General features: G+C 49.3%; 13 protein-coding genes. 5 read left to right on the top strand and 8 right to left on the bottom strand.

What is annotated here, in order from left to right; genetic code table 11:
- Positions 1-16 precede the first annotated feature (16 nt).
- The 5 genes from GJR98_RS17180 to GJR98_RS17200 form a co-directional block, all read right to left on the bottom strand.
- Positions 17-2659, bottom strand: a complete 2643-nt coding sequence (locus GJR98_RS17180; RefSeq protein WP_151139969.1) for a GmrSD restriction endonuclease domain-containing protein — start codon at positions 2657-2659, stop codon at positions 17-19.
- Between the two features lie 275 nt (positions 2660-2934).
- Entirely contained in the window at positions 2935-3222 is a 288-nt protein-coding gene (locus GJR98_RS17185; RefSeq protein WP_151139970.1) for a hypothetical protein, read from the bottom strand.
- 3 nt (positions 3223-3225) lie between these two features.
- Positions 3226-3444: a hypothetical protein gene (locus GJR98_RS18095; protein ID WP_394349878.1), complete on the bottom strand. Its 219-nt coding sequence runs from the start codon at positions 3442-3444 to the stop codon at positions 3226-3228.
- Between the two features lie 196 nt (positions 3445-3640).
- On the bottom strand, positions 3641-4081 hold the full coding sequence (locus tag GJR98_RS17195; RefSeq protein WP_151139971.1) for an SWIM zinc finger family protein: 441 nt from the start codon (positions 4079-4081) through the stop codon (positions 3641-3643).
- Positions 4082-4167: 86 nt separating this feature from the next.
- Positions 4168-5154 (bottom strand): hypothetical protein, encoded by a 987-nt coding sequence (locus GJR98_RS17200; protein ID WP_151139972.1) that lies wholly within the window; start codon positions 5152-5154, stop codon positions 4168-4170.
- Between the two features lie 464 nt (positions 5155-5618).
- Here GJR98_RS17200 and GJR98_RS17205 point away from each other — a divergent pair, with 464 nt between their 5' ends.
- From GJR98_RS17205 to GJR98_RS17215, 3 genes are all read left to right on the top strand, one after another.
- Positions 5619-6005: a hypothetical protein gene (locus GJR98_RS17205; RefSeq protein WP_151139973.1), complete on the top strand. Its 387-nt coding sequence runs from the start codon at positions 5619-5621 to the stop codon at positions 6003-6005.
- A 281-nt stretch (positions 6006-6286) separates the two neighbouring features.
- Entirely contained in the window at positions 6287-6643 is a 357-nt protein-coding gene (locus GJR98_RS17210) for a hypothetical protein (RefSeq protein WP_151139974.1), read from the top strand.
- Positions 6644-6984: 341 nt separating this feature from the next.
- Positions 6985-7149, top strand: a complete 165-nt coding sequence (locus tag GJR98_RS17215) for a hypothetical protein (protein WP_154269894.1) — start codon at positions 6985-6987, stop codon at positions 7147-7149.
- Positions 7150-7197: 48 nt separating this feature from the next.
- On the opposite strand, the gene GJR98_RS17220 is transcribed toward GJR98_RS17215, so the two are convergent.
- The 3 genes from GJR98_RS17220 to GJR98_RS18100 form a co-directional block, all read right to left on the bottom strand.
- On the bottom strand, positions 7198-7500 hold the full coding sequence (locus GJR98_RS17220; protein WP_151139975.1) for a hypothetical protein: 303 nt from the start codon (positions 7498-7500) through the stop codon (positions 7198-7200).
- Between the two features lie 120 nt (positions 7501-7620).
- Positions 7621-8895 carry a hypothetical protein gene (locus tag GJR98_RS17225; RefSeq protein ID WP_151139976.1) on the bottom strand — a complete coding sequence of 425 codons (1275 nt, stop codon included), beginning with the start codon at positions 8893-8895 and terminating at the stop codon, positions 7621-7623.
- Between the two features lie 274 nt (positions 8896-9169).
- The gene (locus GJR98_RS18100; protein WP_151139977.1) at positions 9170-10249 is read right to left on the bottom strand and encodes a metallophosphoesterase; all 1080 of its coding nucleotides are present in this window, start codon (positions 10247-10249) and stop codon (positions 9170-9172) included.
- 178 nt (positions 10250-10427) lie between these two features.
- On the opposite strand from GJR98_RS18100, the gene GJR98_RS17235 reads away from it, so the two are divergent.
- The gene (locus GJR98_RS17235) at positions 10428-11768 is read left to right on the top strand and encodes a PD-(D/E)XK nuclease family protein (protein WP_151139978.1); all 1341 of its coding nucleotides are present in this window, start codon (positions 10428-10430) and stop codon (positions 11766-11768) included.
- Positions 11769-11882: 114 nt separating this feature from the next.
- Positions 11883-12572 (top strand): hypothetical protein, encoded by a 690-nt coding sequence (locus GJR98_RS17240; RefSeq protein ID WP_151139979.1) that lies wholly within the window; start codon positions 11883-11885, stop codon positions 12570-12572.
- Positions 12573-12617: the final 45 nt, after the last annotated feature.

Below are 12617 nucleotides of genomic sequence, written 5' to 3' on the forward strand. Positions count from 1 at the left end.
ATTTTCTCCGAAGAGTCTAATCTAAAAACCGTTGGAAATTTGCTGTAATGACGGTCTCTTGTCTCTTCGCCTCTGTCTCGACAATTTCCCTGTAATTGATCTCTTCGTCCTCATTATCGTCTTCATCTTCTCCACCATACTCATTATCCAGAAGTTGTATAGATGTAGCAACTTGCTCCAGAATCTCTATCTTCCGCTCTGTCACGCCCTCGTAGGTCCATCGCCGGTTGTAGTCATCAGCCACGTTCGCCAATTCCTCCATTCTCGACTCAACCGATTCCACGAACTCCTCATAGCTAGATACAGAGTCAAATCCAAGTTCGGTGACTGTGCTTCCGTACGTGTCCTCACCGACCTCCTCAAGAGTCTCTGCTAGCCGCATGTATTCATCTAGCTCAGAGAATTCCGGCGTGTCGATATACTGGTTGTAGAGACTCTCGTTCACCGACAGTTCGTCGAAACCGTCCGTTTTATCGTATGCGTACGCTTTCTTTGCGAAGGGCAAGTTCCCGATCGATTGGTTTTCGGTGAAACGTAGGAGAGTCAGATTTCCCAGGCTGTGTATGTACTTCTCTGCGAGTTCCCCAAGGTGGTCATCGGCCTCTTGATCGATGAGTCCTTCAACGACTCCCTGAAGGGTGTAGTCACCATCATCTCGTTGGGGAGCGTTCTCTGTACAAAAGAACCACCGGTACCAATCGTACTTGTCCCCATGGTTCTCAAGGAGCGGAGACTGAGGAAAGATATGCTCGATATGGACCACTTCATCATCTTCATTGAGGGTCTTCAACACCATCTCATCGTCACCAACCATAGCTTCAGAGACTAACTTCCTGAGTAGTTGCTTGCCCATGTCAGGCCGCCAGTCACTCTCGCATAGTAGTTTGACGAGAGGTTCACCGAACAACTGACTGTTCTCGCTACGTGCTTCTCTGACTAACTGTTGCTTTACCTCCTCTGAGAAGCCGTTATCGGTGAACTCACCCACTGCTGCCGCGTACGAGTTGTCCTTAACATGAACATCTCGACTCACGTAAAGCCGGACAGTCATGGACTCCACAGTCCGGAGTAATTCGAGTAGGTCACCCTGGCGATCCATGTGGTGCTCACATACATCGTGATACGCTGCGAGAACCAATGGTTGCCAAACACTGGTGTTCGCCTTAGACAAGCGTATCAGGATGCGGTTACACTCCGACTCAGTGTCCTGGTCTCCCTCCTCGCCGAGGTCGATTCCGTAGTTCTCGGGATCCACGAGGTGGTGATAGTAGACAGCATACTCCTGCAGGTCTTCAATTAGTTCCTTCGCATCGTCAATGTTACTCAGATGTGTCGATAGTCTTCGAGAGTCGTCCTCAGTCTCTTCGAGGGTGAACGCCTCTAATAGGTGGTCGCCGATATCTCCCCGGGCATTGATACCGTCCTCCGTCACGACGAAATATGTCTTGAGGAAGTCGAGTATTCTTCTATGATCGGTGTCGAACTCGTCCACCACAGATTCCCAACGACGAGTGTACTCGTCATACTCGCGCTCCGATGCATCGCGTCGGAGTCTACCGATGATTCGTGTCCTGATGATGTCAGTCTGCTTGAGTTCGACTCCACGATTGTTGAGGACTTCAAAAATCTTCATCAGAAGTTGGGGCTGGTTATCATCCACCTCGAAGTAGCCAACATAGAAGCATTGCAGAATGAATTCTTTCAGGTTTACCAGAAAGAGGTACTGCTTCTCAGGGTTTGGACGGTTCTCGAGTTCCCCGTCGATACGCTTCGAGAAAAATCTGTATGCCTTTCTAATTTGATTATTGGAATTTTTGAATTTGACCTTACCATTTATCAGAATCTCTTTTTGCAGGTCCGTGAAATCGGATGCGTCGTCCTTACCAGACGGCATACCTGCATGTGACTTCATCAGGTTCGGCCTAGACCCATCTGTCTCCTCGTACAGACTGTCATCAGCTATTGCATCGAGGTAAGCGTCGTGCTCAAGATCGAATTCATCCAGGAACGTCTTGATACGAATAGCATTGTTCTTGGTATTGTTGCTCACCCCTTCGTTCTGGATAATATACCGAATGAGGGCCTCCTCACCCCTCATCAGGGCAGAGAAGAACTCGCGGTTGTGTTGATCAAGTTCTAGAGACGGACCTAATGTCGGGTCTCCGTTGGTGTAGATGAGCGATTGTGTTTTGCCTACGTGACCGGAGTACTGACTGATGAACCTACTCCCGCAATCGGGAAGGTTCTCGACGAGATGGTCGGCGATTATTTTGAAGAGAACGGAGAGGGTCGTCACTCGCTGTTGACCATCGATGACGTCGAAGACATGACCATCACGGTTGATATCCTTACGATCGGAGAAGAACATCGAACCAAAAAACACGTCTGAACCCCGTCGTGATACACTCCGTCCGTTTGACTCGAGGAGAGGGATAATCTCGGCCCAGAATTCATCCCATTGCTCCGTGTCCCATTCATATCCACGTTGATAGTCTGGGATGTGGAACTCTTTGTGGAAAAATTCGTTGAGTGGAACCCTGTCGATTTCAATATGATCTCGAACCCGGGTGCGGATCAAGTCGGTATAGACTATTTCGTTTTGACCGGCCTCCCCCTCGAAACGAAGAAGTTTGTTCCCTAGAACATCCTCTATACTCATAGTGTCATGTGTGCTAGATACCACAATAATACTTGCCTAGAGTAAGAGAATCAACCCTACCTATCGAATGTGAACGATACCGACGCATTGGCTCATTCAAAACGGGTATGGCAATGGTCTGGTCCTCTCACTTATCCCGCTGGACCGGTCACAAAGTGTTGACGCAGTTAAATCAAATAGTCTTAGAAGTCGCTGTGTTGGCCCAGTTGTTGGGGAAAGTCATAGATGTACTCAATTTCAATAGAGTCGGTTCAATCTATTCAACCGAATCATTTCTACTGGTCCAATAGTTCAACAATCTCTTCCTCGAGACACAAGGTAGCCAAATGGCTCACCGCGTCAGTCGGGTCGGGGCCTGCTAATTCATCGAACGGGACAGGCGATTCGAACTGCGTCGCAATGCTCCACGGACAGAGGTCGAAGTCTGCCCTAATGGCAGTTGCAGCCTCATAGGTGTCGTACTTCTCAGCAACTGACCGGTAGTCTTCGAGGTGCTCGCTTACGAAATCGCGAACCTCCGCTGCAGACTCAAAATGAATCGTTCCGGATTGATGTCCGCTCATGTTTCAACTCGATGGTTGTTCAAGACTTGAACCTTCGGTAGCGACTCCGATTACATCACCCAACTCGTTCAATGTATCTCGGTGAGCTCGAATCGTTGCCACGGACACGTTCGCCGCTCGACTGTCCTCCGACTGTGTGAGACAACATTCTGTGTCACTGCTCGGGTCGATTTGATACTCGTCGATGACGAGTCCACACTCCTCACAAAGGGTTTCGACCATGTTCGTGCTCACATAGCCGCCGCAATCTGGACAGGCTTGTTCGTGTTAACCGGTACATCTTCGTCGAAGCCAGTTTCGTAGATATCTCTCGTCGCCATTGGTCATTTGCAAGGCACTCGTAGTGCACCCCGCACCCTTCAGGGAGAATAAAATACTGCCGTTGTTTCGTTACTGTTCACTCGATTCGACAATGGGCTTACTCGGGGAGCTCACGTCGTCCACTATCAACGCACGCCCAACACGGGAAGTAGTCGTCAAGAACATCACAGTCGCAATCATCAGGTGTTGCATCGTCTTCCACCCCGGTTTCGGGTTGTTCGTCGGTTACCGCACCGCCGTCTGCAACCATCTGCATTTGCTCAACGGCATCAAGAATGGAACGCCGAATTGCGACAGCAATCCGGTGTTTGCACGGGCCAGTGTATCTCTGGTCAGCAGGGCACCCACACGACGTCGGTACGCCGTCGATCATTCGTACGTTGTATTGTACGTTGTATTCATGATTCTCAGGTTCGGCGTGGCTCGCATTGCGGACTAGAACGTCGCCGTCGAATAACGAGAATTCGAATGCCTCGTATTGGGCCCGTTTCAGAACACGCTTGGTTGGGTCAAGTCTTGCTAGTAGGGATTCGGACATGATATTTTTCGAAGCGCCCAGATGAGAGCGCCTCGCCCATCGAGGCGCTAGTAAATCAACAAGTCACTCGTAGCTATCGTAGACCTCTACCAGAATCCATGGTCATACTCAAGCCACCAAGGATGTTCCATCGGGTCATATTCTTCCAGCGAGCCTGGATGAGCAGTTGTCCGCGGCATGAGAACTCCCAAATGCTTGAGTTGGTGCGTGAAATTATGGACGACGTTTTGTCGGATGAGTGATTTCCAGACGTCCTCGTCCTGGTATATTTGAGCTCTGTCTTCTGATTCAAGATAGCGGATGGCTTGTGATTGCTTGCCTGGACGGCAAAGCAGATTTAAAAAGGCGTTAGGATATCGGGTGACAAGTCGCTCAAGAACATCCGGTAGGACGACGTGTGCTTGATTGAATGAGCCGATTGCTTCGTACAACAGTTCGAAATCAGGATGACGGCGGAAAAGATCCCGAATGAAGAGTGCGACCGTTGGGTGTGACTCACAGAGCGCGCCACCTTGCGGAATGCGGTCTTTGAGCGAGTCAAGGTTTTGAAGTGTGACTATATCTTTGCCTCCTAAGAAGGTCACAGCAATTTTTCCACGGTCCGTCAACGAGTGATCGTTACGATTGAGTAATCCAAGCTCGATCGCTCCAGAAACTGATGCCCCGCCTTCGTGGAAATCGTACTTACGCTCGTCTGCGAGTTCGTCGACGATATCCGCCTTATCTGCCGTTTTGAGTTCGTCCATTACAAGGACCGGGGCGAGATAGTTCAGCGGTTGAGACAACTGCAGTCCAGAGATATTCCCGTTAGTGACGTTGCCCTCGAAATAAGATTTGAGACGTGTCTCGACATCATATAGCGACTCTTTGATTTGGGCATCGGGATCATACTGGCTAACTTCCCCCGCTGGGTTGACCCCTAAAAACCCAATTACACCATTATCCTTCGAGAGGTGGTTGAGTTCTGTCGCTGGTGCAGCGAGATACGAGTAGTGAGCACCGTCTCGATAAATCGTCGCTTGGCCCAGGCCTGTGTCAATATCTTCGGCTCCTTTGACCTCAACGGCAAACACATGTCCGCTAGGTGTCCGTCCGAGGATATCTGGATATCTGCCATCGATTGTAATTCGGTGACTTTGGTACTCTCTAAGAACTGCCTCATATCGGTCTTCATGTGCGTCTGGAATGTGAACGAAGAACGAGTACGACTGGGAGTTGAGGTAGGATACAACGTGTTCGAATACCTCGGGCTCCGTCATCGGTGTATCCATTGCTACTGCTGACACCTCAGTGATGGGTCAAGAATCCGTCGACACACAGACTCCTGTAGTTGGTGTATCAGGCTATAACATGCGTTCGAACAACCGGATCGGATTCGTTGAAGTGGTCTGGTCGTTTGAATGTGGTCGATGACAAACAAATTCGCGGCACAAACGTAATAACGGCCTCCTTGCTTCACGGAATAGTTTTCATGTGATATTGATTCAGTTCCTCAGGGGTCACAAACTTATTTGTACCAATAGCATCCGTACGACATATGCAAGACGATAGGGATATCAAACCAACTATTCTGGAGGTCGACATATATCCGACAAGCCCGGAAGAACAGGAAGAGAGACAATTTAATTGTGTGAGGAATCTTCTCGCAGACTACGGGTTCTCAATCGCGGATATCTCCACTGAGCAGGATAGCAACCCTGTTTTGACTGATGCATTCACTACCTTAGATAGTAATATCGAGTCTGTTGAACAAATTGTAAAAACGTTAGAGGAGTGGTATCCGGGACATGAAGTCTCGTACTCCCGGATATATTCAGACCTCTATCGTGAGACAGCAATTTTCCCAGAAACGCAACTGATCGCGGTAGAGTATGTCAAAGGTGGAGCAACAGACTATCAGGCGATGACGGAGTACACAGAGTGATGGAGTTGAGTCTATTCTGGATATAGGTGAATACTCAGACATCCTGCTGACTACACCCTCTGAATGTTGCACGCGGCTACTGACAGTGACTGGGGAGGTCTCTGTGGGCGTGCTGAATACAGGGCGCGTAGTCGTCAAGACCACATCTGAAACCTCAGTTGACGGGCTCCTTTGTGTCCAAGATAGCAGAAAGCTATACATTGAATCTCCCCCCACGGTCCAGATACAATGATACCCCCAAGCCCGGAACGTTCCAAGACGCAGCCCGCCACGCCGAGGCCGTGGCTGATCACGGCATAGGCACAAGCCACCCCAAGGCGCTTGTAAAGATGCGAAATGCGCTCATCCGTCTGGAGAACGTGGCTAAAGAAGCACGAAAACAAGTGGTTGAGCCTGCATTAGATGACGAGATGGACGTCGGAGACAACGTTGCCGGCGTGCAAAGGCTGGAGGGCGAGCGCCCCACCGTGACGGACAACGTGGCCGCCCTGGAGATGCTCGAGGACGCTGGCGCGGATCCGGCAGAGGTAGTGAGGATCAACCCAAGGCAATTCGTCGACGCCGTCGATGGAACCGGTGTTGACCCATCGGAAGTCATCGACCGCGAGAAGTACACATTTTACCGCCGGAGCGAGTGAGTGAGCGGGTTGCCCAAGGAGAGCCCGGAGTTCCGCGCGTATCGCGAGCGAAATCACGAGAGAGCGAAACTCTCCCAAGGGACTGACGCATGTAATCGAGTTCCACTAGAAAGAGATCAATTGTAGAAAATGGTCTGTAGGAACTCCTAACTAATGGGTTTCATTTCTGCTCGCGTGAAACCAACAACAACTGCTTGCTGAATATACCCTCTAAGTTCAGCACTCCGATTCTGACAACGTTCAGAGGGGAGGGGGTATCTGTGAGCGTGCTGAACTCAGGGCGCGAGACTGAAACCCGTGTGGGTCAATAACTATAGATAACCAATGGTAAATCAGAGTTGATGAAGGCACTCATCCATAATGACCGTGGAAAGACGCGGGAATATACCGATGTAGTGAAAATCGTGAGAGATAGCGACTCGCTACGTGTAACTCGAAACGATGGAGAAAACAAAGAGCAATTCGAAATTCCAGAAGGTCTGATTGTTGAGGTGGTTGCTGAATAGAGGGCGCGTATCGCCTACAGTTTGGGACTCAGAACTGGTGTAGCTGTATTACTTGATTCGAATGCATTCAAAATAATCTATCGCAACATGATTGCCGAGTGTCCCATCTTCAAGTTCCACTGATTTCGAAGAGAATTCTGCTTTGAATTTTTGTAACATGTCCTGTACCAGCGCCAAGTTTTCATCATTGTATTCAAACCCATGGGATTGGAATTCTATACCCTCGTCGGAAGGTTTGTGCGAATATTGAATCGGGAAATCGTTCTCTTCCATCAGTCGTTTCATTTTCTCCTCGTCCTTATCATCATAACCAGTAATCCACACATGAAGTCGGGTTGTTGGTTCGGGCATGGGTCGTGATACCCCTCCTTGCGTCTATAATCTAATGGTCAGGAGTTTAGCGTGCTGAATTCACTCTCTATATTCAGCACGTTACTCCTGTCAAGCTCTGTAATTTTCAACAGAGTCAATTTAGTCAAACTGCCTCCACGAGGCCTGAGGCGATCTAAGTGCCCAAGTTTCAGTTTGTGGGTCTAGCTTTTCTTGACTATCAACACCGTACTCCGTGAGGATTCCAGCATTCACGAGGAAGGCCTTGTACTGGAATATTGTATTCGTATGGTAAATCGACTTTTTCTCAAATACCGACGGACGAATGTTCCCATCTGAATCAAATACTTCACCGTCAGAAAACTCAGTGCTCATCTTTCGTTGATTGACAAAGAGTTCAACAGCGAGGTCGGGACTCCTAGATGCCAGTTCCTTTGCAACGAGTTCCAGTGATGGTTCTGTTTCGGTATTTTCCATCAAATCATTGATCACGTCGATGAGTTCTCTCGTACCCGGGTACTCGAGAACAACCCACCGCGCCATGAGTCCCAGTATCGGTTCCATTTGGATCAGGGGCTTCGCCTTCCGTCGGAGTCGTTGAACTACTTCAAGAACTTCGTTGAGACCTCCATATGCGTCGATCAGCGCGTGAACGACAGTTTGTCCGAGCGGAGTGAGTTTTTCGCCGTCTACACCGTCCACAATAAGCCCCAGAGAACGTGCGTCTCGTCGACAGTCAGCTACAGACGAAATCACGTACTCTTCACAGAGAGCACCTGTCTCGCCATCTGCTGCTACACAAACCGCATACCCGAGTGGGTTCTTTGGGCTATTCTTCGTTAATTTGGTCAGTTCGGGTGTCCCAATTTGAGCATTGTACCGAATACGGTCACCAATCGGAACTGCCGCTGCTGCAGCGATCCGAGGCGTTTCCTCTACGGTTACAGTACCATCAGATTCGACACCGAGTAACCCAACGTTGAGATCACTCGCTAACTGTTTGTGCCACCGTTCGATGTCGGATTTGGGTACGGCAGCAATAGATATATTTACCTCTTCGAAATGGCGGTGGGCCTGAGAGATCGCCTCTGAAACTGCCGCTGAATTGCTTGTCTTTCCCTTGGCTTCGATCGCAGCAAGTGGGGGAGACATGAGGTTGACATCTCCAACCGTATGATAGCTCGATTCTTTCGGGAGCGCCACTAACATGTCGGGTTCGCCAGTCGAAAGCCGAATCGGGGCCATCGGTTCGAGACGTTCTCGAACGTCGGCGGGGACGGGTGCCGAACCCCAATCAGTTACTGCGAACTGAGTGTCGACAACTGCATGGCCTTCAGTCGATTCCGTCGGCAAAAGATACTCCTTTGAATGTATCAAGACGACAGGTTCGATTAGCGGCAACAAGTGAGAGGACATTTTCTATAGAAGTGTATCGTGTCTAATAGGTGTGCCGAGAACTTGCCCCTGGCGCACCGGAAAGGTGCGAGCAAAGTGAGATGAGACGGTAAGGATCAACTCATCGCAAACAGCGGGCAAACGTGAGTCGTGAGAACGAAGGACACAGAGAGGGATGTCGTCTATACAGAGTAGACACAGTTGCTAGAGTGTTAGCGGGGAAGTCGAGTGTTCAGACGTCGTTTCGAGAGACAACACACCTGGGACCACATAACTGACTTCGAGCACAGGTTAGCTATTTTAACGACGATTTGAGATGGTGCCGTTGGTAGCTCAAGCCTGAAGAACTGGCTGAAAATAGACCCACAGACGGCGAAAGTGCTGATTTCTTATAGCCGATTGGAGCTGTCGAGCCTCCACATACCACCGTACAACCATCAGTATCTTCTTCAATCTGTTTGTGGAGGTGCCCCAGTGCGAGCACATCAAAGTTGACACCACAGTACTCGCGTGCCCACCGAAGTACGTCATTGACAGTACCAATTGCGCGGTCTGATAGAGAATACGGCTGAACAGACTGATGTAAAGTTAAAATCGAATATTGATTATTAGACGGGCTACCTTTCAATAGTGCTGCTTCCCACTCAGATTGCCTAGTGAAATCAACCCCATAGAGGTCTAGATGTTTTCCGACCTTGGTAGGGGTAGTAGACAGGTGGGTTGCAAGCCCGTCCCGTTCGTATGTTTTCAGTATCTCTGTCCCCTCTTTACGCTCATGGTTGCCCAGAATGTAATAAAATGGGATGTTTGCTGATCGTAAATACGAAAGCTGTTTGCGACACGTCGAAGAAAGTGACTCAGAGATACCATGGCGATCGTTATGAAACAAATCACCCGAATGAAAGACAGCATCAACGTCCTTCGCTACTGCGAACTCGATAGCTCGTTTGAAACCTGGAACACAATCAACTGTGCGTTTGTACCGTTTTGATCCCGCATTGGTTTTCCCCAGGTGAGAGTCAGTCATCTGGAGCACTACCGTGTCGTCAGATGCTGTTTGAGAGCCCGTTTTGTTTTTGTAATCGACGGCACCACGATATCCTATGCGGTTCCAGTCGTGTCGTTTGTCGCGTTTCCCGCTTACGTGTGCAGCAACAGAGGAGATTTCTCCCGTATAGTTACACTTACTGACCGGACACCGAACGTGACCTCGAGGAAGGTCCCTCTCTGAAGAATTCTGCACCCGCTTGAAGTGATTTGCACCATCGTAACCGAGCCGAGACCAGCTATGCTGTGTGTCTCTTTTACCACTAATATGCCCTGCAACCGAAGCTACTGGGCCGCGATAATCACAGCCGGCTACTGGACAGTTCATCTGAAAAATATCTTATCTTCGGTTAATATAAATGACTTCTCCGTTCCCCTTATTTGATTGAAATACAAGAGTAACATGACAGGTTTTGCTAGAATTGGGGTGCCACTTTCGAATGGCGAAGAGTGGAGAGGTTGGCTGAGCCGGCAGTTTGATTTAAGAACGGAGAAAATACTGTGTCGTGTCAGAGAGCCTAAAGCAACGCCTCGCCGAATTCAAAAATCGGCTCAACCGTCTCCCAGAGGCCGAAGAGACCCCTCGTACGACACTTCAGATCCTCGGTCGGAGCCGAATAGAACAAGACTGGCAACGACTTCTATTTTACTTTCTCTCGCCTGACGAGGCACATGGACTCGAATCCGCCCTTTTAGAACATCTCATGACGGCACTTTCCGAAAGAGAGGGCCTGGATTTTGCGTTCTCCCGTTTTGACCTGGACAACACGCATGTCGAGCTCGAAGTTGTTACCTCCAATGGTCGACGGCCTGATGCTGTATTCTGGTCGAGTGAAGATTGGTTTCTTTGTTGGGAACTGAAAGTCACAGCCGCGGAGGGCACAGACCAAACGCCAGATTATGTCGCCGCTGATTCGTTCCCGAGTATTGACCTCCACAAAGACAATGTACCCTGCAGTGGCCATCGGTATCTCTACCTCGCTCCGGAAGGGTCACCTCCACCGAAAGCAGACGAGTTCCACCAAGTCTCGTGGGAGTGGGTTAGTTCGGAACTCCAATCGTTCCTTTCGAAGAGCCACGGCAGATATCCAGCACAAACGACAGCGCAACTCAACGACTTCATCAGCACAATCCAGACCGAACTTACGATGACTGAATACCGAGAAAACCAACAAGAGAAAGCGAACTTGTACTTCGATTACTATGACGAAATCAAAGAAGCCCAGGCGGCTTTCGATAAGCAATGGGACGCGTTTGCAGAGGATTGGGCAGTACAACTGGCACAACTCTTCGATGAGTCAGGGACTGGTGAAACCTCGACGAACTCTGATAACGACGTCATACTCACATTCGATGGTAATCGTGACCAGTGGATATTCCGACAGGGCTATCCAGACTGGGCGGGGATAACCAAGGAACGTTGGTGGCGAAACAAGGCAGACTTATCTCCTATTTCCCCCACTGCGGAAGCCGACGATCAGATTCGACTGGCGTTCTATCATCGGTTACGACAGAACCGTGAACGTGCAATTCGGGATGACACACTGGAGTTCCAACTCTGGCACGGGACAAGCAGTACTGACGAATTCGAGTACGCATTCAGAGATGCCCTCGCAAAGAAGGTCGATGGACTGACACGTGGATGCCCTCAGGCTGTGACGCTCACCGGGAAACGTGGGAATCCTCTAATTGCGACCTACGATATCCCGGTTGAGGAATACGACGATTTCTTTCAGGCGTATCTCGCTGCACTGCAAGACGGGTTATTGGATCTCGCGGTCGAACATAGCGAACTGATCGACGCCATCGACCAATCGTTCGAAGAGAATCTCCAAATCTTCGAATAGAAACTCGATTGCCTTCGATGAGGACTGTAAATAGATAGTATCAAACTAGCCATTTCTCAATCAAGATATTATTCCAAGGTGAGATTATATACGAGTATATCCCAACTTCACTGTATGACCGACAAAATAGAGTTTAACCCAGAAAAGACAGCGGAATTGATTAAAAAACATGGGCGACATATCCACGACGAAGATGCTCAAGAAGAGAGGCTTCGTGACTTAATTCAATTAGACAAAGAGACAGACCTCAACCGCAGAAATTTGCAAAATAAGCTGCGTGAGAATTTTGATGAGCTTTCGAAACACAACGGTGAATTGCGACCCCACATTCGGTTTCCTCTTGACTCCGAAGCGTTTGAGAATGCGATTAAGAAGACTCTTGACGGAGAGGTAGCAGGCGTGAGCGCAGAAGGATATGTCATTGACTTCGACGCGTGGAATGACATGGGAACAATCCAGATGGGTATCGATATACAACAACTGATAGAGAGTACATTAACAAATCCAGATATGTGGGACGTCGAGTACTCTGGTCCTGATGACTATGATACTGTGATATCGTACTACGATGGTGAACCAGCACTCCTCCAACCAGAAGTGCAATCTAGAGAATTCCCTTCTCATTACGTTGTTGACACGTATTATACTACTCTCCTTCGAGATATGAGCAATGAGTGTGCTGAAGCAGTGGATACAATGCATGAGGTTGTAGATGCAATCCCAGATGTCCACTGGGGAGGAGAACCAAAACTTACCAGAGTGGGTGCAACATATAGGTTCGCGTCAACGTTACGGGTCCGGTGAATCTCAAACGCGACTGAAGCAATCTGACCGCAAACTTCGACCCGT

It is taken from the genome of Haloferax marinisediminis (assembly GCF_009674585.1).
Taxonomy (GTDB): Archaea; Halobacteriota; Halobacteria; order Halobacteriales; family Haloferacaceae; genus Haloferax; species Haloferax marinisediminis.